The organism is Bradyrhizobium sp. CCBAU 11386 (assembly GCF_028128955.1).
Lineage (GTDB): Bacteria > Pseudomonadota > Alphaproteobacteria > Rhizobiales > Xanthobacteraceae > Bradyrhizobium.
Window position 1 is genome coordinate 15,617 of the sequence record NZ_LBKA01000218.1, and the last position, 21,182, is coordinate 36,798.

Genomic DNA, 21,182 nt, shown 5'->3' on the forward strand with positions numbered 1-21,182 from the left:
CTCACCTTGTCATTCCGGGATGGCGCGCAAGCGCCAGACCCGGAATCTCGAGATTCCGGGTTCGCCCTTCGGGCGCTCCGGAATGACGAGATCAACGTTACGCCACCATCAGCATGTAGAACACGATGACCGGTGACAGCGTCAGGATCACCGACCAGATGCCGACGGCCCAGAGAATGTCCCCGGTGGAAAAGCTCTGCTCGGTGGTAAAGCTCTGCTGTCCGGCGTCGTAATGCGACGCCATTTCATTCTGACTATTCACAAACGCCCCCGCGATTTCTTCGCTTATGGGCGTCACGCTACGCGCGATGTTTTAAAATTCCGGCTTGCAGCGCCGCTCGCATTTTGAGCGCATTTGTGACCTCGGTTTAACCATCCGCGCGGGCTCTCGTCAGCCGACGAGCCAGACCCGAAACAGCAGCACCGGCATCAGGCCGAGCATCACCGCCCAGAACCCGAACGACGAAACCACCAGGATTCCCCGCAAAAGATCGGCGGGAGCGAACTGCTGTGCGGCCGTAGGCCGGGTGCGATGTCCCATGGTCATTCCCCCTTTGGAAGGCTTTGGAGAAAAACGATAGGCGCGAGAGCGTAAACGAGACGTGGATGCGCCATGCGGCGCTTGCGAAGGCGGTTGGGCCGCGGTTAACCATGAGGTGCGCTCTCTCACTCCCTCTCCCCGTTCTTACGGGGCAATCGCATTCCAAAATCCACGAGAGGTCGTCATGCCCGGGCTTGTCCCGCCTGCGCGGCCAAAGCCGCTTCGGCGAGGCGAAGGCCCGGGCATCCACGTTCTTCGTGCCGTGAGGCGAGACGTGGATGGCCGGGACAAGCCCGGCCATGACGCCGTGGAGGTTTATGCGCCCCGCTAAACCCACCCGCTATATTTGCGCCTGATCTCGTCGACCCAATTCCACTCCCGCGTCACGACGTCCTCGCGCACGCCGATGTCGCGGCGCAGCCAGGGCGACGCCGGATATTTGTCGGCCCATTCGTAACCCTCCGCAGATGGCAGGCGTTGCCACAGGGCCTTGAGGGCGTGCAGCCATCGGTGAATTCGCATCGGTTGATGTCCAGAGGAGGCCTTCGTCGGGCAGCACGCGGCCGTTCGAACCGGAGCCAACCGGTTCGTTCGAAAGGCCACATGCGGGTGAGGTGAAGAGGGGGGTGCTACGCCGCGACTTTCATCCGTCGCTCGATCTCGCGATCGATCGTGGCGGCGAGTTCGCTGCTCACTTCCACCATCGGCAGGCGCACTTCGGGGCTGTCGATCAGGCCGCTGCGCCACAGCCAGTGCTTGGCCGGCGCGGGGCTCGGCTCGGTGAACAACAGGCGCGTCAGCTCGGCGACCTCCTGCCAGCGCGCCTGCGCCGCATCGTGGTTGCCGCGCTTCAGCTCGGCATACACGGCGGCGAACGTCGCGGTCTCGACATGCGCCGAGAGGACGATGCCGCCATCGGCGCCGTCGACGAGCGCCTCGAGGTAGTTCGCGTCCTCGCCGGTGAGCACGCGAAAACCGTCCGGCCGGTCGCGCAGCAGCGCGATCGATTGCTCGCGGCTGGCGCCGCAATCCTTCAGGCCGACGATGTTGGGATGCTCGGCGAGCCGCAGCATGGTCTGGTTGGTGATGTTGACCGCGCAGCGATAGGGAATGTTGTAGAGCGCGAGCGGCCAGGCGGCGTGGTCGGCGAGCGCTTCGAAATGAGCCAGGAGCCCGCGTTGCGACGGCCGCACGTAATAGGGGCTCGCGATCAAATAACCGTCGATCGGCCAGTCGGCGGTTTCATCAAGGCGCTCCTTCAGCCGCGAGGTGTCCGCGCCTGACAGTCCGAGGCAGATCGGCAACGTGCGGCGGCCGGCCGCCATCTCGTCGCGGACGATGGCGACGAGGCGTTCGAGCTCGGCGTCCCGCAGCGTCATGCCTTCACCCGAGGTCGCCCCCAGGATGAAGCCGTCGACGGCCTGCTCGCTGTAATGTCGCGTCAGCCGCCGCAGCGACGTCTCGTCGAGCTTGCCGTCGCGAAACGGCGTCACCAGCGGCAGCCAGAGTCCGTGCAGATGCGTTCGCAGATCGGTCATGTCTACTTCTCCTTCTCGGGAAAAAACCTGAGACGGAGGGCACATGAAAAAACCCCGTCCAGGTGGCGGGGTTTTCGGGATTTGCTGCGATGACGAAGCGTTATTTAGCGCGCGCAAAAATCCGAGGTCCCCGAATGGGGCCCTTTTTTCGAGACGATTGCGCACGACTTCGTGATCATTGGCAAATGATGCGGGGTATGCCCAAAACTGTCAATACACGCGGAAAGCGAAGTGGCATTTCGACGAAAAAAAGCCGGGCTCGAACGAGCCCGGCTTAAGGTATTGGCCACGTGAGGCCGACACAATCACCTTCCAAGAGGGATTACTGAACTCCCGCGCCACTGGAGGAGGGGGACAAATGCGCAACGCGAAGGCTCAGCGTGCAAACATTATGAGCTTGCTGAACGCCATGCAGCAACAGCCGAGGCCGCATGTCAGACATGCGGAAATCAGGAAGGCCAGCGCTGCGCCTTGCTCACCACGAAGTCGCGGAACACCTGCACGCGCGCGACCGTCTTCAACTCCTCGGGATAGACGAAATACGTATCAAGCTGGATCGAATCCGATTCGCCGAACAGTTGCACGAGGCGGCTCTGCTCTTCGATCAGATAGTCCGGCAGCGCGGCGATGCCGAGGCCCTGCTGACAGGCGCGCACCAGGCCGAGGATGTTGTTCACCCTGAAATAGGCCTCGCGCGGACCCGAGCCGTTGCGGCCGGCTTCGACCAGCCAGTTGCGGTTCTGAAGATGCGGCGCGAAGTTGCCGTCGGCGAGCGTGATGATGCGGTGGGAGTCGAGCTCCTCCAGCGTGCGCGGCGTGCCGAAGCGCTTGATGTAATCAGGCGAGCAATAGGCGTGGAAGCCCATCGCGAACAGCTTGCGCTGGATGAGATCCGGCTGCGTCGGCTTGCGGGTGCGGATCGCAACGTCCGCCTCGCGCATCGACAGGTCGAGCTCCTCGTCGGTGACGATCAGCGAGATCCGGATCTCCGGATAGAGCGCGGTGAATTCGCCGAGCCGCGGGATCAGCCAGTTGATGCCGACGCCGGGCGTGGTGGTGATCTTGAGATCGCCGCTCGGCCGCTCGCGGCTGTCGGTCAGTTTGGCGCGCGCCGCCTGGAGCTGCATGAACACGTCATGCGCGGTGCGGAACAAGAGGTCGCCCTGCTCGGTGAGGATCAGGCCGCGGGCGTGGCGGTGGAACAGCGAGACCGAAAGCTCCTGCTCCAGCGCCGAGACCTGGCGCGAGACCGCCGATTGCGACAGGCCGAGCTGCTCGCCCGCATGCGTGAAGCTGCCCGCTTCAGCCGCCGCGTGAAACACCTTTAGCTTGTCCCAGTCCATATCCGTAAATCCGTCGCGTGTTCGAGGCATGATCTTTATTCCGCTGCTGCACGCTCGCTGGCGCGCAAGGCCAAGAAACGTTCGGCTTCGAGTGCTGCCATGCAGCCGAGGCCTGCGGCCGTCACGGCCTGGCGATAAGTCTCGTCGGCGACGTCGCCGGCGGCGAACAGGCCGGGCACCGAGGTGGCGGTCGAGTTCGGGGCGACCTCGACATAGCCCGACCGTTTGAGCTTGACCTGGTCCTTCACCAGCTCGGTCGCCGGGGCGTGGCCGATGGCGATGAAGACGCCGTCGGCCTTCAGCTCGGTGAGCGTGCCGGTCCTGACGTTCTTGAGGCGGACATGGGTGACCTTGTTCGGGTTCTCGGTGCCGCAGATCTCGTCGACGGCTGAGTCCCAGACCACCTTGATCTTCGGGTGCTTGAACAGACGTTCCTGCAGGATGCGTTCGGCGCGGAAGTGATCGCGACGATGCACGATGGTGACCTGCGAGGCATGGTTGGTGAGGTACAGCGCTTCCTCGACCGCGGAATTGCCGCCGCCGACCACGATCACTTCCTTGCCGCGGTAGAAGAAGCCGTCGCAGGTGGCGCAGGCCGACACGCCGCCGCCCTGGAATTTCCCTTCGGACGGCAGTCCGAGCCAGCGCGCTTGCGCGCCCGTGGCGAGGATCACGGTTTCGGCGAGATAGACGTCGCCGCTGTCGCAGGTGAGGCGGAACGGCCGCGGCCCGGTCTCCAGCTTGGTCACCAGGTCGGTGACGATCCTGGTGCCGACATGGACCGCCTGCTTCTCCATCTGCTCCATCAGCCAGGGGCCCTGGATCACGTCGGCGAAGCCCGGATAGTTCTCGACGTCGGTGGTGATGGTGAGCTGGCCGCCCGGCTGGATGCCCTGGATCAGGATCGGCTCGAGCATCGCACGCGCGGCGTAGATCGCCGCCGTGTAGCCGGCGGGGCCAGACCCAATAATCACGACCTTTGCATGAACAGGAGCGGACATTTCGATGGACGCCTTTCACGGGGGATTTGCAGCGCGGGCGCGGAAGGAGCCAGGAGGCCTCGCGGAAGCGCTGAAATATCAGAGCTAATCTAAGCGTTCTGGTGAGCTATGCAAGAATTGCATTCCCTGCCGGCGGATTTTTCCAACAGGGAACAAAAGTCGATTGCGCTGCACGCGCAATAAAATTGCGCAATGGGTGCGGACTGGGCTATGAGGATTGCGACAGACCCACCCGATACCGCCGCAAAGGCCAGGAGTTCCAATCACGTGTCGCGGAACCTAGACGAGATCGACCTGAAAATTCTCACCGAGATTCAGGCCGACGGTCGAATCACGAATGTTGAGCTCGCCAAGCGGGTTGGCATTTCGCCACCGCCCTGCCTGCGCCGGGTCCGGGCGCTGGAGGAGGAGGGCTATATCCACGGCTACCGCGGGCTGCTGGATGCGCGGAAGCTCGGTTTCGACGTCACGGTGTTTGCCGCCGTGCACCTGTCCAGCCAGGCCGAGGCGGATTTGCGCGCCTTCGAGGAGTTCGTCCGCGCCGAGCCGCTGGTGCGGGAATGCTGGATGCTGTCCGGCGAGGTCGATTTCATCCTGAAATGCGTCGCGCCAGACATGGCGACCTTCCAGGATTTCGTCACCCACCTCACCGCCGCGCCCCATGTCCGCAACGTGCGGACGTCGCTGGTGCTGCACAATTCGAAGTACGAGGCGGCCGTGCCGCTGGACGTGAAGGGAAGACGGTAGCTTTCCAAGACGGCGCATCAGTTCCGTCATCCTGAGGTGCGAGGCATGGGACGCGACGCGTCCCATGGGGAGCCTCGAAGGATGAACGGCCCGGGTGCAGCAGCAGTGGGGCCGTCGCCCTTCGAGGGCCGCTGAAGAAGCGGCCACCTCAGGGTAACGGTGGGAGAGTTGTGCGCGTCGTCTCTCCTCGTCATTGCGAGCGCAGCGAAGCAATCCAGGCTGTCTCCGCGGAAAGATTCCGGATTGCTTCGCTGCGCTCGCAATGACGAGTGGTGAGGGCGTGCCCACCCCACAGCAACGCGCCGAAACAAAAAGGCCGCGCGGTTGCGCGGCCTTTTCGAAACGTCGCGCGGGGCGGCAAATCCTTACCGCCACTCCACCTTGGTGATCTCGTACGCCTTGGCGCCGCCAGGTGCGTTGACCTCGACGGTCGAACCCTTCTTCTTGCCGATCAGCGCGCGTGCGAGCGGCGAGGTGATGGAGATGCGGCCCTTCTTGGCGTCGGCCTCGACCTCGCCGACGATCTGCCACACCGTTTTCTTCTCGGTGTCCTCGTCGACCAGCGTCACGGTGGCGCCGAACTTGATGGTGTCGCCGGACAGTTTCGAGATGTCGATGATGTCGGCGCGCGCGAGCTTGTCCTCGAGCTCGGCGATGCGGCCCTCATTGTGGGACTGCTCTTCCTTCGCGGCGTGATATTCCGCGTTTTCCGACAGGTCTCCGTGCGAGCGTGCCTCCGCAATATGCTCGATGATGCGCGGACGGTCCTCGGACTGGCGCTTCTTCAATTCTTCCCCGAGCGCGGCAAACCCGGCCGAAGTCATCGGAACCTTTTCCATCTTCTCTCTCGTCCTTCGATCGTGCGCCCCAGAACGCGAATGGGCGCCCAACCTTGATTCGTCGGTCTTTCCGAGGCCCGATACACGAGCCGCCGGACGTCGACAGATATGGGCTTAGCGCCGGAACAGAACAACCATATGGCCGGACAGTTCCTGCGGCCATTGTGGCTTGACTGCCAATCACTTAGCGGAAAGCTTAACCTCTCAAGGCCGAGCCTTCCACGCGCGATCAGGTTTCCGAAAAGTAGCTCTGCAGGGTACGAACCTCAAGGTCCCCACCCAGATAGGCGCGGATGCCCTGCGCGGCCGCCACGGCCCCGGAAAGAGTGGTGTAATACGGCACTTTATGCAAGAGGGCCGCGCGCCGCAGTGAACGGCTGTCGGCAAGCGCCTGCGGGCCTTCGGTGGTGTTGAAGACGAGCTGGACGTCGCCATTGGTGATGGCGTCGACGATATGCGGCCGCCCTTCCAGCACCTTGTTCACCTTCTCGGTCGGGATGCCCTGGTCGGTCAGGAAGCGCTGCGTGCCCGACGTCGCCAGAACCTTGAAGCCGAGCGAATGCAATTCGCGAACGGCCTCCGCGATGCGCGTCTTGTCGCTCTCGCGCACCGAGACGAACACCGTGCCCTTGCGCGGCACCCGCGTGCCGCCGCCGAGCTGGCTCTTGGCGAAGGCCACCGCAAACGAGCTGTCGATGCCCATGACCTCGCCGGTCGAGCGCATCTCGGGGCCGAGCACCGTGTCGACGCCGGGGAAGCGCGCGAACGGGAAGACCGATTCCTTGACGCCGACATGCTTGAGCTGCGCCTTCTTCAGCTTGAAATCGGCGAGCTTCTCGCCGGCCATGATGCGCGCGGCGATCTTGGCGACCGGCGTGCCGACCACCTTGGCGACGAAGGGTACCGTGCGCGAGGCGCGCGGATTGACTTCGAGCACGTAGATCTCGCCGTCCTTGATGGCGTATTGCACGTTCATCAGGCCGACGACGTCGAGGCCGAGCGCGAGCTCGCGCGTCTGCCGCTCCAGTTCCTCGATCATCTTCGCATCGAGCGAGTGCGGCGGCAGCGAGCAGGCGCTATCGCCGGAATGGATGCCGGCTTCCTCGATGTGCTCCATGATGCCGACGATGAAAGTGTCCTTGCCGTCGCAGAGGCAGTCGACGTCGATTTCGGTCGCGTCCGACAGGTAGCGGTCGAACAGCAGCGGGTTCTTGCCGAGCACGGTGTTGATCTGCCCGGTCTTGTCGTTCGGATAGCGCGCCTTGACGTCGGCCGGCACCAGCTCCGGCAGCGTGCCGAGCAGATAGTCGTTGAGCTGGTTCTCCTCGCGGATGATCTGCATGGCGCGGCCGCCGAGCACGTAGGACGGGCGCACCACCAAGGGCAGGCCGAGATCGGCGGAGACGAGCCTCGCCTGCTCGACCGAATAGGCGATACCGTTCTTCGGCTGCTTCAGCCGCAGCTTGTCGAGCACGCGCTTGAAGCGGTCGCGGTCCTCGGCAAGGTCGATGGCATCGGGCGAGGTGCCCAGGATCGGCACTTCAGCGGCCTCCAGCGCGCGCGCCAGCTTCAGCGGCGTCTGGCCGCCGAACTGCACGATCACGCCATGCAGCGTGCCGTTGGTGCGCTCCTTCGCGATGATCTCCAGCACGTCCTCGGCGGTGAGCGGCTCGAAATAGAGCCGGTCCGCGGTGTCGTAGTCGGTCGACACCGTCTCCGGGTTGCAGTTGACCATGATGGATTCGTAGCCGGCGTCATGCAGCGCGAAGCAGGCATGACAGCAGCAATAGTCGAACTCGATGCCCTGGCCGATGCGGTTGGGCCCGCCGCCGAGAATGATGACCTTCTTCTTGTCCGACGGCGTGCTCTCGTCCGCCAGGGCGCCCGCAAACGGCGCCTCATAGGTCGAGTACATGTAGGCGGTTGGCGAGGCGAATTCGGCCGCGCAGGTGTCGATGCGCTTGTAGACCGGGCGAACGCCGAGCGCGTGGCGCTTCGCCGTCACCGCGGCTTCCGTCGTGTCGGCGAGCACCGCGAGCCGCGCGTCGGAGAAGCCCATGGCCTTGAGCGTGCGCATGCCGAAGGCATTGCCCGGCAGGCCGTTCTTCCTGACCTTCTCCTCCATGTCGACGATGCCGCGCATCTCGCCGAGGAACCACGGATCGATCTTGCAGGAGTTGAAGATGTCCTCGTTCGACCAGCCGAGCCGCATCGCCTGCGCGACCTGGAGCAGCCGGTTCGGCGTCGGCGTGCCGAGCGCGGCACGGATCGCGTTCTTGTCGTCGTCGCGGCCGAGGCCTTCGATCTCGATCTCGTCGAGGCCGGTCAATCCGGTCTCGAGCCCGCGCAATGCCTTCTGAAGACTTTCCTGGAAGGTGCGGCCGATCGCCATGACTTCGCCGACCGACTTCATCGACGTCGTGAGCGTCGTGGAGGCGCCGGGGAATTTCTCGAAGGCGAAGCGCGGCACTTTCGTGACCACGTAGTCGATGGTCGGCTCGAACGAGGCCGGCGTGGCGCCGCCGGTGATGTCGTTGGCGATCTCGTCCAGGGTGTAGCCGACTGCGAGCTTGGCGGCGACCTTTGCGATCGGAAAACCGGTGGCCTTCGAGGCCAGTGCGGAGGAGCGCGACACGCGCGGATTCATCTCGATGACGACCATGCGGCCGTCGTCGGGATTGACGCCGAACTGGACGTTGGAGCCGCCGGTCTCCACCCCGATCTCGCGCAGCACCGCCAGCGAGGCGTCGCGCATGATCTGGTATTCCTTGTCGGTCAGCGTCAGCGCCGGCGCCACCGTGATGGAATCGCCGGTGTGCACGCCCATCGGATCGAGGTTCTCGATCGAGCAGACGATGATGCAATTGTCCTTCTTGTCGCGCACCACCTCCATCTCGTACTCCTTCCAGCCGAGCACGGATTCTTCGATCAGCACTTCGTTGGTGGGAGACGCGTCCAGGCCGCGCTCGATGATGTCGAGGAACTCTTCCTTGTTGTAGGCGATGCCGCCGCCGGTGCCGCCCATGGTGAAGGAGGGACGGATGATCGCGGGCAGGCCGATCTCGGACAGCGCCATCATGGCCTGGCCGAACGCGTATTCCTGGTAGCGCTTGCGGCGATCGCTCTCGCCCAGCGTCCACTGCCGCTCGAGTTCTTCGAGGGCGGCGCCGGAGAGCTTTTCGCGCTCAGCGAGATATTTGTCGCGGAATGACTTTTTCAGCGCCGACGCGTTGGCAAGCCGGGACTTCGGCGTCTCGAGCCCGATCTTGGTCATGGCCTCGCGGAAGAGCTGGCGGTCCTCCGCCTTGTCGATCGCATCGGCCGTGGCGCCGATCATCTCGACGTCGAACTTCTCCAGCGAGCCCTGCCGGCGCAGCGACAGCGCGCAGTTCAGCGCAGTCTGGCCGCCCATGGTCGGCAGCAGCGCGAAGCCGCCGGGAACGACGTGACGTTCCTTCGCGATGATCTTGGCGACGATCTCGGGCGTGATCGGCTCGATATAGGTCGCATCAGCCAATTCCGGATCGGTCATGATCGTGGCCGGGTTGGAATTGACGAGGACGATGCGATAGCCCTCTTCCTTCAGCGTCTTCACCGCCTGCGTGCCCGAATAGTCGAACTCGCAGGCCTGGCCGATCACGATGGGACCGGCGCCGATGATCAGGATGGTGGAGATGTCTGTACGTTTGGGCATCAACTCTCGCCGAAGTCGGATTTGGGCACAAAAAAAGGGCGCGCGGCTGCGCGTCCCTGTGGCCGAGAGCGCGGTGGTCTCCCTCGCGCGCGGGTGGGTCTTAGACCAGTTTTCGGGGCGGCGAAACCCCGAAAAACACCCATCAACCGGCAATTTTGACCGGTTTTGGCCGTGCCTGCCAGCCACGGGCGAGGTGCACCAGAAGCGAGGCCGCAACGCTCGTTCCGCCGATCCAGCCGAGGTCGTTTGGCGAGAGGGTGGCCAGCACCGCGCCTCCCAAGGCGCCGCCGATGGCGAAGCCCAGATACATCGAAGAGGCGTTGAGCGAGAGCGCGATCATCGAGGCCTGCGGCTCGATCCGGATGATGCTGGCGATCTGGGCCGGATAGAACGCCCAGCCCGAGATGCCCCAGAGGAAGATCGTGCCCAGCACGGCATAATGCGCCTGTCCGGGCATCAATTTGAGGACCAGCGAATGCAGGATCAGCGCGGTCGCCATGCCGGCGAGCCCGAGCGCTGCGGTGGCGAGCGTGCCGAGCCGGTCGGCCAGGACGCCGCCGAGCATGTTCCCGATCGCGGCCGCACCGCCGAACACGAGCAGCGCAAGGCTGATCTGCGAGGCATCGAAGCCGAGGCCGCGCAACGGCACCGCGAAATAGGTGAACACGGTGAAGCCGCCGAGCCCCCATAGAATCGTGATCAGAAGCGCGACCAGGACACTGCCGTGACGCGCCACCGCCAGCCGTTCGCCGAGCGAAGCCGTGTTGCGCGGCAGGCCGCGGGGCAGGCCCAGCAAGAGACCGGCGAGGGCAACGGCACCGATCAGGGCGACCATGGCAAAGGTCGCGCGCCAGCCGAGCAGGCTCCCGACGAGATTGCCGAGCGGGACGCCGATCACGGTCGCAACCGTCAGTCCCGAGGTGACCAGCGCCACCGCGCGGCCACGCCGTTCGGGCGAGGCAACGGCGACCGACACCGCGAGCGCCGTCGGCATGCACAGCCCGGAGCCCAGGGCCATCAGCATCCGGGAAGCCAGCAGCAGGGCGTAGCTCGAAGCCACCATCGCCGCGAGATTTCCGGCGATGAAGGTCGTCAGCGCCAGAGCCAGCACGGTACGGCGGTCGATATTGTTGAGCGCCACCGCCAGGATCGGCGAGCCCACGGCATAGGTGAGGGCATAGGCGGTGACCAATTGGCCGGCGGCCGAGACCGAAATCGACAGGTCGGTGGCGATCGCCGGTAAAAGCCCTGCGATAACAAAGCCTTCTGTGCCGATCGCGAAGGCCGCCAGGGCCAGCCAGAATACGCTCATTGGAAGATTCCTATGTTCAATGTTTATTGAACTATCGAACGCGCCGGTTTCAGTGTCAATCAGTTCAAGAACTATTGAACATTGCGGGCGCATCGCTATGATTCGGACTATGAGCCGCACGCCCCTCCATCCCACCCGCGAGCAGATCGAGCTGCCGATGGTCCTGGATTGCCTGAGCGATCCGATCCGATTGGCGATCGTCTACCAGCTCGCCCAGCAGGAACGTGTCAGCAGCGAGCTGTGCTGTGGCGACTTCAGTGGTCTCGCCGGTAAATCCAACCTTGCTTATCACTTCGCCAAGCTGCGCGAATGCGGCCTGATGCTGACGCGCGTGGCGGGCACCAACCGCTTCGTGCGGCTGCGCCGCGAGGATCTGGAGGCGCGCTTCCCCGGCCTGCTCGATGCCGTGCTCAGCTCCGCAGCCAAGGATGCGGACCGGCTTCAGCTGCTGTCGGAGTGTGAAGTGGTCGAGGCAGATTGAGCCGCGGATACAGTCCGTCTACGTTTTCGCTTCGCTCAAGCTACGCCGGACACGCTTCGCCTCTGCCGGTCAAGCATGGCTGCGCCACACGTAGCCCCGCAGGGGCGAAGCGTGGAGACCCGGCCTGGATTTGAACCAGGATGAAGAGCGATGCACCGCCCTCGCGTAGACACTTCCGCCACCGGGCCGTACCGATCATGTCCGAACGTGGTGCGACAAGCCACCTCAGCCAATTGTTATGCTTAACGGACCATTGGCGGCCGCGCGATGAAGGTCATGCGCCAGCGATTGTGGCCGATATTGGTGTGGGCGCGCTGGACCGCGAACCCGGCCGCCTTCAGCCTGGCCGTGATCTCGTCCTCGCTGTAGCGCTGCAGCCCGATGCGCGAGCGCAGCTGACGGTAATCGGACAGCGCGGTGCTGATCAGCCCGATCAGCGCGTCCTTCAGGAAGCCGTGACGCAGGCCGAAGCCGAGCAGCGCCGTCACGTCCCTGAACATGCCGACACTGGGCTGGAGGATGTCGCCGAGCACCAGCTTGCCGGACGGGGTCAATAACCGCCGGATGTTGAGCAGCGCGGCATCGAGCTCCTCCGGCGTCATGTATTGCGCGACCGAGTTCATCACCACGAGGTCGATGGACTGGTCCTGCATCTTGCGGACGTCGTCGAGCGAGCGGACGCGGATTTTCGTGTTCGGGGCAAACCGCGCGATCAGCCGGCCGCGCACGCCCGGCGCAGGCTCGGCCAGGATCAGCTTGCCGCAGGCGGCCGCGACCTGGCTTGCCGACAGCGCCTCGCCGCAGGCATAGTCCAGCACCGTCGCCTCGGGCGAGGAGATGTAGCCGATGATGTCCCGCGCGATGATCTGGAAGTGCAAATCGCGATGCAGCTTGCTGACATAGATCGTGTGCGTGGAGTCGTAATAATCGATCCAATCGTCCATGGTATTCGAGGGCCCCGACCAGACAGTTCCTGCGCAGGAACCGGTGCTGCCGCCTTGCGTTAGGGGTGCGACGGCGCGCCGTCAATGTCCGCGTCCTAACAGGAAGGTTTCCCGTGAGCAAAGCCCCCAGCAAGGTCTCGCCCGACCTCGACACCCCCACCGATCTGTCGCCTCAGGCCGTCAACAAGGTTTCGGAGGCGCTCAACGTGCTTCTGGCCGACGCGTTCGCGCTGTATCTGAAGACCAAGAATTTCCACTGGCACATCAGCGGCCGGCATTTCCGCGACTACCATCTGCTGCTCGACGAGCACTCGGACCAGATCTTCGCCACCACCGACCAGCTCGCCGAGCGCGTCCGCAAGATCGGCGGCGCGACTCTGAAGTCGATCGGCCAGGTCGCAAAACTCCAGACCATCAAGGACAACAACGAGGATTACGTCCCGCCGCGCGAGATGCTGCGCGAGCTGATGCAGGACAACAAGCAGGTCGCGAGCGCGATGCGCAAGGCCCACGACGTCTGCGACGACGCCGGCGATGTCGCCAGTGCCAGCATCCTCGAGGTCTTCATCGACGAGACCGAGCGGCGCACCTGGTTCCTGTTCGAAGCCACCCGCCAGGAAGGCGCGAACGAGGCTTAGGGGGCGCAACTGTCGCGATCTATCCACGATGTCGTCCCGGCCTAGGCGCAATTGCGCACGGGGGGCCGGGACCCATAACCACGAAAGCTGGTTTGGCGAAGATTCGCCCACGCGCATCTCGCGCCACAACTTCTCCCTGGGGGTATGGGTCCCGGCCTGCGCCGGGACGACGGCGGAGATTGTCGCGCGACCACCGCTAGCTCCGCCACAACCGCATCAACGCCCCATGCTTGCCCGTCACAGGATCGGCCGGCGGCAGCGCGACCTTCGGAATCGTCTTCAGTGCCTTGGCATGGTTCTCCGGCGTCGCCCGCGTGATCTCCATCTTCGCGCCCGGCGGATAGGCGCCGATCACGCAGAAGTCGCGGCTGGCGTTGATGCACTGATGCCCGGTGCCGGCGGGCAGGATCGCGACGTCGCCGGCGTTGATCTGAAGCTCCTGGCCATGGTCGCCGCCGAAGCAAACTCGTGCGCTCCCACGCGCGACGCCAAGCACTTCATGCACCGTCGCGTGGTAGTGCAGATAGTCGTAGACGCCGTTGCGCCACGTGCCGCCCCAGCCGTTCTCCTCGAACAGGTTTTCGATCGTCTCCTCCGGATGCTCGGGGTCGAGCTTCACCGCCCCCTGGTAGACCAGGAAGGGGAGAATGTTGTTCGGTACGAGCCCGTCATCCTCAAACACGATGGCGAGCGGCTCGGCATTGTCGCGGACGACGGACATGGCGGGGCTCCGGTGGCAACAGACCAGGAATCAAGACGGTGCAGGCGTCCTTGTTCCTGACACAAGTCCACACGCCGGCTTGACGGAGATCAAGGCGCAGTCGGCCATTCAGGGGCACGCAAATCAACGCGAAAGAGAGGGGACGCCATGTACGCATCCGACGTTGCGCAGCGCCATTTTTCGGCGGCCATGGACGAGGCGGAGACGGCCGGTCTCGGGCACGAAGCCGTCTGCCGCGCCTTGCTCAGCCTGGTGATCTCAAAATATCTTGAGACGAGATCCGTCGCCGACATCCAGGCGGAGCTGCGCTTCATCGCCGAGAACTGCGATCCCGACACGGACTTCATGTTCATGCGCCCGTGACGGCGGGCCCCGGCGGATTCATCCGCCGGGTGATCTTGCAGCCTACGCGCTCTTCTTCTGCCGCATCAGATCGGCAAAGCGCTGGAACAGGTAGTGCGAGTCGCGCGGGCCCGGCGAAGCCTCGGGATGGTACTGCACCGAGAACACCGGCCTGCCGTCGAGCTGGATGCCGCAATTGGAGCCGTCGAACAGCGAGATGTGGGTCTGCGTCGCGCCCTTCGGCAGCGTCGTCTCGTCCACGGCGAAGCCGTGATTCATCGAGGTGATCTCGACCTTGCCGGTGGTCTCGTCCTTCACGGGATGATTGGCACCGTGATGGCCCTGATGCATCTTCTTGGTCTTGGCGCCGACGGCAAGGCCGAGCATCTGGTGGCCAAGACAAATCCCGAAGGTCGGCGTGCCCGACTTGATGACGTCCCGGATGACAGGCACGGCATATTTGCCGGTCGCGGCCGGATCGCCCGGGCCGTTGGACAGGAACACGCCGTCCGGCTTCATCGCCAGGATGTCTTCGGACGAGGTCGTTGCCGGCACCACCGTCACCTTGCAGCCGACGCCGGCGAGCAGGCGCAAAATGTTGCGCTTGATGCCGTAGTCGATGGCGACGACGTTGAACTCGGTCTTGTCCTGGCGGCCAAAGCCCTTGTCCCAGAGCCACGGCGTCTCGTCCCAGGTGAAGCGCTGGCCGGAGGTGACCATCGGCACGAGGTCCATGCCCTCGAGCCCCGGCCATTCGCGCGCTTCTTCCTTCAGGCCGTGCAGGTCGAACTCGCCGTCCTTAGCGTGCGCGATCACGGCGTTGGGCATGCCCTTGCTGCGGATCAGCGCGGTCAGCGCGCGGGTGTCGATACCGGAAAGGCCGATGATGCCGCGCGCCTTGAGCCAGGCGTCGAGGTGCTTGGTGGCGCGGTAGTTCGAGGGATCGGTGATCGCGGTGCGCAGGATCACGCCGCGCGCGCCGGGCGTCGCGGCCATGTTCACCGTCTCGATGTCTTCCTCGTTGGTACCGACATTGCCGATATGCGGGAAGGTGAAGGTGATGAGCTGCCCGGCATAGGAGGGATCGGTGAGGATCTCCTCATAGCCGGTCATCGCGGTGTTGAAGCAGACTTCACCGACGGCTTGGCCTTCGGCGCCGAGACCGAAGCCTTCGAGCACCGTGCCATCGGCGAGCACGAGGAGCGCGGTCGGTTTGTGGTCCGGCCAGGCGGGATCGTTGTCATGTTGTGTCATGAGCGCGTTTCATAGTCTGCCCACGCGCCTCCGTCAAAGCGGGAGAGGCCCGATTCACATGCGTTTTTGCATATTTGACAGCCCGTCCCGGGTACTTAAGCTTGGCCGCACAATTTCCGGCAAATCCAGGGGCTTTCGGGGCAATAATGGACCAGACCACCCCGCTTCTGCTGGTTCCGGGGCTGGCCTCCTCGGCCCGGATCTATGCCCCCGTGATCCCGGCACTGTGGCGGTTCGGCCCGGTGATGGTCGCCAACCATATCCGCGATGACAGCATGGCGGCGATCGCCCGCCGCGTGTTGAGCGAGGCGCCGCCGCGCTTTGCGCTCGCCGGCCATTCCATGGGCGGCTACATCGCGCTGGAGATCATGCGCCAGGCGCCCGAGCGGGTCCTGAGGCTTGCGTTGATCAACACCCAGGCGCGGCCCGATACGCCGGAGGCGACCCAGCGCCGCCGCGGCCTGATGGAACGGGCGAAGCGCGGGGAGTTGCGTGCCGCACGCGAGGAGATGTTTCCGGAGCTCGTGCATCCCTCGCGCCGCGACGACGCCGACATTCGCCGGCTCGTGCACGAGCAGGGCGACGACGTTGGCGTCGAAGGCTATCTGCGGCAGCAGACCGCGATCATTGCGCGGGTCGACTCGCGGCCGACGCTGGCGACGATCAAATGCCCGACGCTGGTGCTGACCGGCGATCAGGACAACACCATTCCCAACGTCTTCTCGAAGGAGATGGCCGACGGCATTGCCGGTGCGAAGCTCGTCGTTCTGGCCAATTGCGGGCATCTGCCGCAGCCGGAACAGCCTGAAGCTACGGCGCAGGCACTGACCGAATGGCTGCAAAGCCAGGTTGTCTCGGGGGCGCGAACAGCCTAGATCAGGCGTCGGTTATTCGAAGGGATCACGATCATGCTGCGCGACGATATCAACAATGCGGTCAAGGAGGCCATGAAGGCCAAGGACGAGCGCAAGCTGTCCACGCTGCGCATGGTCAACTCGACCATCAAGAACGCCGACATCGACGCCCGCGGCAACGGCAAGCCGCCGCTGTCGGACGCCGACCTGCTCGCCGTGCTCCAGAAGATGATCAAGCAGCGCCAGGAGGCGGTCGAGCTCTACGACAAGGGCGGCCGCGCCGAGCTCGCCCAGCAGGAGCGCGAGGAGATCGCGGTGATCTCGGCCTATCTGCCGAAGCAGATGGCGGAAGACGACGTGAAGAAGGCGATCGCGGATGCGATCGCCGAAACCGGCGCCGCCGGCATGAAGGACATGGGCAAGGTGATCGCGATCCTGCGGGCGAAGTACGCCGGCCAGATGGATTTCGGCAAGGCCAGTGGCCTCGTGAAAGCCGCGCTGTCGGGCTAGGTCGTCATTCCGGGGCGCGCGAAGCGCGAACCCGGAATCCATCGCGCTGCTGAATCCGTTGCTCAATGGATTCCGGGCTCGTGCTCCGCACGCCCCGGAATGACAAGAAAACCGGGGAGGCACGATGACCGGCGCCATCAAACCGTTCCGCATCGCCATCAGCGACGACATCCTCACCGATCTCAAATCGCGCCTTGCCCGCACACGCTGGCCGGAGGCTGAACTCGTCGACGACTGGAGCCAGGGCGCGCCGCTGAAATGGATCCGGGAGATCTGCACCTATTGGGCTGATGGCTACGACTGGCGCGCCCGCGAAGCCAAGCTCAACCGCTTCGATCAATACACGACCGAGATCGACGGGCTCGATATCCACTTCCTGCATGCGCGATCGAAGGAGCCCTCCGCGCTGCCGCTGATCATCACCCATGGCTGGCCCGGCTCGATCGTGGAATTCCAGAAGGTGATCGCGTCGCTGGTCGATCCCGCCGCACATGGCGGCAATCCCGCGGATGCGTTTCACGTGATCTGCCCCTCGCTGCCGGGCTTCGGCTTCTCCGCCAAGCCGAAGACCGCCGGCCGGGGCGTCGACCGCATCGCCGCGACCTGGGCCAAGCTGATGGACCGGCTCGGCTATGCGCGCTACGGCGCGCAAGGCGGCGACTGGGGCTCGGCGGTGACGACCTCGCTCGGCGCGCAGGACGCCGAGCATTGCGCCGGCATCCACATCACGCTCGCCTTCAACGCGGCGCCGAAGGTCCAGGGCGAGCCGACGGCGGAGGAGAAGCGCGCGCTCGCCGGCCTCAAGCATTATGTCGATCTGGACTCCGGTTATTCCAAGCAGCAGTCGACGCGGCCGCAGACGCTCGGCTACGGCTTGACGGATTCGCCGAGCGGGCAGGCGGCCTGGATCTTGGAAAAGTTCTGGGCCTGGACCGATTGCGACGGCCATCCCGAGAACATCTTCACCAGGGACGAACTGCTCGACAACGTCATGCTGTATTGGGTGACGGAGACGGCGACCTCGTCGGCGCGGCTCTATTGGGAAAGCTTTGGCAGGCGACGCACGACGCCGGAGGTCGGCGTGCCGACCGGGGTTGCCGTGTTCCCGAAGGAGATCATCACGCCGGTGCGGCGCTGGATGGAGCCCAATTTTTACAACATCACGCATTGGAGCGAGATGGAGAAGGGCGGCCATTTCGCCGCCTTCGAGCAGCCGGAGCTCTATGTCGGCGAGGTCAGGAAGTTCTTCCGAACGGTGCGCTAGCCACGCACTCGGCGTCATGCCCGGGCTTGTCCCGGGCATCCACGAGCTTAGACTAGGCTCAAGAAGCAAGGGCGTGGATGGCCGGAACAAGTCCGGCCACGACGCCGAGACCGTGGAAACGCCGAGCCATGCTCACCGAAGCAAAAACCTACGACGAGCTCTATCGCAACTTCCGCTGGGACATCCCGGCGCGTTTCAACATGGCTGAGGCGTGCTGCGATCGCCATGCCGACGGCACCGGCCGCCTCGCGCTGATCTATGTCGACGAGAACGGCGCCACCACGCGCACCTCCTTCGACGAGGTCGCGGAGATGTCGCGCCGCTTCGCCAACGTGCTGAAGGCGGATGGTCTTGCGCGCGGCGACCGCGTCGCTGTGTTCCTGTCGCAGTCGCTGGAGCTGCCGATTGCACATATGGCAGCGTTCCGCTCCGGGCTGATCTCGATCCCGCTGTTCGCGCTGTTCGGCGAGGACGCGCTGGAATTTCGTCTGTCGAATTCGCAAGCGAAGGCGATCATCACTGATGAAGCGGGCTGGGAGAAGCTCACGAAGATCCGCGATCGGCTGCCCTATTTGCAGGACATCTATATCACGAGCAGCGCCGTCCACGCCGGCGCAAAACCGTTCTGGTCGGCGATCGAAACCGCGTCCGAGGACTTTGCGACCGTCGACACCTCGGCCGACGATCCCGCGCTGATCATCTACACCTCGGGCACGACGGGCAATCCCAAGGGCGCGCTGCATGCGCATCGCGTCGTGCTCGGTCATCTGCCGAACGTCGAGATGTGCCACAACTTCCTGCCGCGCCCCGGCGATCTCATGTGGACTCCGGCGGACTGGGCCTGGATCGGCGGCCTCGTCAACGGCCTGCTCGCGTTCTGGTACCACGGCATCCCGCTGGTCGGCCATCGCGCGCGAAAATTCGAGCCGCAGGCGGCGATGCAGATGATGGCCGATCTGTCCGTGCGGAACGTTTTCCTGCCGCCGACCGCGTTGAAGCTGATGCGGCAGGCCGGCGTGAAACATTCCGGCGTCAAGCTGCGCAGCATTTTCACCGGTGGTGAATCGCTCGGCGGCGAGCTGCTCGGCTGGGTGCGCGAGACCTTCGGCATCGACGCGCATGAAGTGTTCGGCCAGACTGAGTGCAATCTCGTGATCGGCAGCAACTCCAACCTGTTTCCGATCCGGCCGGGCGCGATGGGCAAGGCGACGCCGGGCTTCGACGTCCGCATCGTCAACGACAAGGGCGAGGAGCAGCCGCGCGGGCAGCGCGGCATCATCGGCGTGCGCCAGCCATGCCCCGTCACCATGCTCGAATACTGGCGCAATCCGGAGGCGACCGCGAAGAAATATGCCGGCGAATTCCTGCTCACCGGCGATCTCGGCGTGCAGGATGAGGACGGCTATTTCTGGTACGTCAGCCGCGAGGACGACGTCATCACCACCGCCGGCTATCGCGTCGGCCCGTCCGAGATCGAGCACACGCTGATGAAGCATCCGTCGGTGGCGATGGCGGCGGTCGTCGGCATTCCCGATCCGATCCGCACCGAGTCGATCAAGGCCTGGATCGTGCTGCGTCCGGGCTTTGCCGGCAGCGACGCGCTCGCGCGCGAGATCCAGGAGTTCGTGAAGGTGCAGCTTGCCGCGCACGAATATCCGCGCTTTGTGGAGTTCGCCGAGACGCTGCCGATGACGGCGACCGGCAAGGTGCTGCGGCGCGAGCTGCGGGCGAAGGGTTAGATTCTTACAATGCCAAAGACGTCTCAAGCCGCGGGGCTTCACCGCGCCTCACTTGCGAAGCTGCACGATCTGGATACGGCGCTGGAGCTCATGTATTACGGCTGGCGCGGGATGACGCTGGAGGCCGACGACTATCTTGCAAAGCAGGGCCTGTCGCGCCCGCACCATCGAATCCTCTACGTGGTGGCGCGCCGGCCCGACATCGCGATCGGCGCGCTGATCGAGATCCTCGGCATTTCCAAGCAGGCGTTGAACCGGCCGCTCAACCTGCTGCTGGAGCGCAAGCTCCTGACGTCGAAGCGCTCGCCCGAGCAGCATCGCTCCAAGCTGCTGCGCCTGACGGATGCCGGGAAACGTATCGAGCAAAGGGCATCGGACCACGAGCGCAAGGTCCTGCGCGCGGCGTTCGATCGCGTCGGGACGCCGGGGGCGGCGGCATGGATGGCCGTCATGGGGGCGATCGCCGACAACAATTGACGCCTCTCAAGTCAACGTAGTTGACATGAGAGGCGAGCTTTGCCACTTTCCCGGCAACGAGCCAGGGGAGGGCCGCGTCATGAGCGGACGGAAGCCATGAGCGCTCAAGAGATGAGCGCTCATGACACGAGTGCACAGAAGATGGATCGCGCGGCCGCCGAACGCTTCGTCGCGGCATGGTGCGCGAACTGGTGCAGGGTCGATATCGACGCGGTCGTCGCGCATTTTGCCGACCACGCGCAGATGCGCAGTCCCCTGGCGCTGACGCTGACCGATTCCCCCGTCGTCACCGGGGCCGAGAACATCCGCGCCTATTGGCGGAAAGCCTATGGCCACATCGAAAGCGCCGACCTGAAGATCCTGAACTGGAGCTGGGACGACACGATCGCGCGGCTGACGGTGTGGTGGCAACTCGGCGACACGCGCGCCAGCGAGTTCATGGATTTCGACGCTGCCGGCCGCGTGGTGCGCAGCGAAGCCTTTTACGGAAAATAGACATGCGCCTTTCGGATTTCGTTCTGCTTCTCAACGCGCTCTGGTTCGTCGGCGCATTCATCCAGTTCAGCGTCGCCCAGCGCAACACGCTGAAGATATTGCTGCCGCGGGAAGAGCGCGGCAATCCAATCGCGCCGACCCTGGCGGCCAGCGTGGCGTTCCTGGGCGGGATCAATCTGCCGATCGGGCTGTTGTCGTTCTATCTTCTGGTGGCGCGTCCGTTCTTCTTCCAGCCGGTCGAGGCGCAGCTTGCGCTGTTCCTGTTCTTTGCCGGCTGCCACTTCAGCCAGTTCGCCTATAACCTGCCGGTCCTGATGCGCGGCGGACGCGTCGGGGTCGCCTACTGGCCCGTGTTGAAGGGCCCGATGCTCAGGATCTTCGTCATCGACGCGGCCCTGTTCGCGGCCAATCTTGGCGTGGCGGTTCTGCTCGCGTCGTCGTCCTGACA

General features: G+C 64.5%; 23 protein-coding genes. 11 read left to right on the top strand and 12 right to left on the bottom strand.

Translation table 11 applies throughout. The annotated features are described in order from the left end of the window. Nucleotides 1-97 precede the first annotated feature (97 nt). From XI09_RS18400 to trxB, 6 genes are all read right to left on the bottom strand, one after another. Nucleotides 98-262, bottom strand: a complete 165-nt coding sequence (locus XI09_RS18400) for a hypothetical protein (RefSeq protein WP_271568087.1) — start codon at nt 260-262, stop codon at nt 98-100. A 129-nt stretch (nt 263-391) separates the two neighbouring features. Next, entirely contained in the window at nt 392-541 is a 150-nt protein-coding gene (locus XI09_RS18405; protein ID WP_177234813.1) for a hypothetical protein, read from the bottom strand. 327 nt (nt 542-868) lie between these two features. Next, nucleotides 869-1,063 (bottom strand): hypothetical protein, encoded by a 195-nt coding sequence (locus XI09_RS18410; protein ID WP_271568088.1) that lies wholly within the window; start codon nt 1,061-1,063, stop codon nt 869-871. Nucleotides 1,064-1,170: 107 nt separating this feature from the next. Further along, nucleotides 1,171-2,079, bottom strand: a complete 909-nt coding sequence (locus XI09_RS18415; RefSeq protein WP_271568089.1) for a 4-hydroxy-tetrahydrodipicolinate synthase family protein — start codon at nt 2,077-2,079, stop codon at nt 1,171-1,173. A gap of 449 nt (nt 2,080-2,528) precedes the next feature. Further along, nucleotides 2,529-3,452, bottom strand: coding sequence for a LysR family transcriptional regulator (locus XI09_RS18420; RefSeq protein ID WP_177234815.1), 924 nt, complete (start codon nt 3,450-3,452; stop codon nt 2,529-2,531). 5 nt (nt 3,453-3,457) lie between these two features. Next, the gene (trxB, locus tag XI09_RS18425; protein ID WP_271568090.1) at nt 3,458-4,423 is read right to left on the bottom strand and encodes a thioredoxin-disulfide reductase; all 966 of its coding nucleotides are present in this window, start codon (nt 4,421-4,423) and stop codon (nt 3,458-3,460) included. 267 nt (nt 4,424-4,690) lie between these two features. Here trxB and XI09_RS18430 point away from each other — a divergent pair, with 267 nt between their 5' ends. Then, nucleotides 4,691-5,170 carry an Lrp/AsnC family transcriptional regulator gene (locus XI09_RS18430; protein ID WP_027547667.1) on the top strand — a complete coding sequence of 160 codons (480 nt, stop codon included), beginning with the start codon at nt 4,691-4,693 and terminating at the stop codon, nt 5,168-5,170. Nucleotides 5,171-5,535: 365 nt separating this feature from the next. Here XI09_RS18430 and greA read toward each other — a convergent pair whose 3' ends face one another. The 3 genes from greA to XI09_RS18445 all read right to left on the bottom strand — a co-directional run bounded on the left by greA (nt 5,536) and on the right by XI09_RS18445 (nt 11,015). Continuing rightward, nucleotides 5,536-6,009 carry a transcription elongation factor GreA gene (greA, locus tag XI09_RS18435; protein ID WP_027547666.1) on the bottom strand — a complete coding sequence of 158 codons (474 nt, stop codon included), beginning with the start codon at nt 6,007-6,009 and terminating at the stop codon, nt 5,536-5,538. A 229-nt stretch (nt 6,010-6,238) separates the two neighbouring features. After that, entirely contained in the window at nt 6,239-9,703 is a 3,465-nt protein-coding gene (carB, locus tag XI09_RS18440) for a carbamoyl-phosphate synthase large subunit (RefSeq protein ID WP_271568091.1), read from the bottom strand. Nucleotides 9,704-9,845: 142 nt separating this feature from the next. Next, nucleotides 9,846-11,015: an MFS transporter gene (locus XI09_RS18445; RefSeq protein ID WP_271568092.1), complete on the bottom strand. Its 1,170-nt coding sequence runs from the start codon at nt 11,013-11,015 to the stop codon at nt 9,846-9,848. Nucleotides 11,016-11,124: 109 nt separating this feature from the next. On the opposite strand from XI09_RS18445, the gene XI09_RS18450 reads away from it, so the two are divergent. Then, a complete protein-coding gene (locus XI09_RS18450) occupies nt 11,125-11,496 on the top strand; it encodes an ArsR/SmtB family transcription factor (protein ID WP_271568093.1) in 372 nt (123 codons plus the stop codon). A 242-nt stretch (nt 11,497-11,738) separates the two neighbouring features. On the opposite strand, the gene XI09_RS18455 is transcribed toward XI09_RS18450, so the two are convergent. Further along, nucleotides 11,739-12,440 carry a class I SAM-dependent methyltransferase gene (locus XI09_RS18455; protein WP_271568094.1) on the bottom strand — a complete coding sequence of 234 codons (702 nt, stop codon included), beginning with the start codon at nt 12,438-12,440 and terminating at the stop codon, nt 11,739-11,741. A gap of 113 nt (nt 12,441-12,553) precedes the next feature. Between XI09_RS18455 and XI09_RS18460 the strand changes: the two genes are divergently transcribed. Continuing rightward, on the top strand, nt 12,554-13,078 hold the full coding sequence (locus XI09_RS18460; RefSeq protein WP_271568095.1) for a Dps family protein: 525 nt from the start codon (nt 12,554-12,556) through the stop codon (nt 13,076-13,078). 196 nt (nt 13,079-13,274) lie between these two features. Here XI09_RS18460 and XI09_RS18465 read toward each other — a convergent pair whose 3' ends face one another. Further along, entirely contained in the window at nt 13,275-13,799 is a 525-nt protein-coding gene (locus XI09_RS18465; RefSeq protein ID WP_271568096.1) for a cupin domain-containing protein, read from the bottom strand. 147 nt (nt 13,800-13,946) lie between these two features. Between XI09_RS18465 and XI09_RS18470 the strand changes: the two genes are divergently transcribed. Further along, the gene (locus XI09_RS18470; RefSeq protein WP_271568097.1) at nt 13,947-14,162 is read left to right on the top strand and encodes a hypothetical protein; all 216 of its coding nucleotides are present in this window, start codon (nt 13,947-13,949) and stop codon (nt 14,160-14,162) included. A 42-nt stretch (nt 14,163-14,204) separates the two neighbouring features. Here the strand turns inward: XI09_RS18470 and carA are convergent, their stop codons facing one another. After that, nucleotides 14,205-15,395, bottom strand: a complete 1,191-nt coding sequence (gene carA, locus XI09_RS18475; RefSeq protein WP_271568098.1) for a glutamine-hydrolyzing carbamoyl-phosphate synthase small subunit — start codon at nt 15,393-15,395, stop codon at nt 14,205-14,207. 146 nt (nt 15,396-15,541) lie between these two features. Between carA and XI09_RS18480 the strand changes: the two genes are divergently transcribed. The 7 genes from XI09_RS18480 (at nt 15,542) to XI09_RS18510 (ending at nt 21,180) form a co-directional block, all read left to right on the top strand. Then, nucleotides 15,542-16,270, top strand: coding sequence for an alpha/beta fold hydrolase (locus tag XI09_RS18480; RefSeq protein WP_271568099.1), 729 nt, complete (start codon nt 15,542-15,544; stop codon nt 16,268-16,270). Between the two features lie 33 nt (nt 16,271-16,303). Then, entirely contained in the window at nt 16,304-16,759 is a 456-nt protein-coding gene (locus XI09_RS18485) for a GatB/YqeY domain-containing protein (RefSeq protein WP_271568100.1), read from the top strand. A 124-nt stretch (nt 16,760-16,883) separates the two neighbouring features. Then, a complete protein-coding gene (locus tag XI09_RS18490; RefSeq protein ID WP_271568101.1) occupies nt 16,884-18,023 on the top strand; it encodes an epoxide hydrolase family protein in 1,140 nt (379 codons plus the stop codon). 128 nt (nt 18,024-18,151) lie between these two features. After that, the gene (locus XI09_RS18495) at nt 18,152-19,762 is read left to right on the top strand and encodes an acyl-CoA synthetase (RefSeq protein WP_271568102.1); all 1,611 of its coding nucleotides are present in this window, start codon (nt 18,152-18,154) and stop codon (nt 19,760-19,762) included. 9 nt (nt 19,763-19,771) lie between these two features. Next, nucleotides 19,772-20,239 carry a MarR family winged helix-turn-helix transcriptional regulator gene (locus tag XI09_RS18500; RefSeq protein ID WP_271568103.1) on the top strand — a complete coding sequence of 156 codons (468 nt, stop codon included), beginning with the start codon at nt 19,772-19,774 and terminating at the stop codon, nt 20,237-20,239. 96 nt (nt 20,240-20,335) lie between these two features. After that, nucleotides 20,336-20,734 carry a nuclear transport factor 2 family protein gene (locus XI09_RS18505; RefSeq protein ID WP_271568104.1) on the top strand — a complete coding sequence of 133 codons (399 nt, stop codon included), beginning with the start codon at nt 20,336-20,338 and terminating at the stop codon, nt 20,732-20,734. A 2-nt stretch (nt 20,735-20,736) separates the two neighbouring features. After that, nucleotides 20,737-21,180 (top strand): hypothetical protein, encoded by a 444-nt coding sequence (locus XI09_RS18510; protein ID WP_271568105.1) that lies wholly within the window; start codon nt 20,737-20,739, stop codon nt 21,178-21,180. Nucleotides 21,181-21,182: the final 2 nt, after the last annotated feature.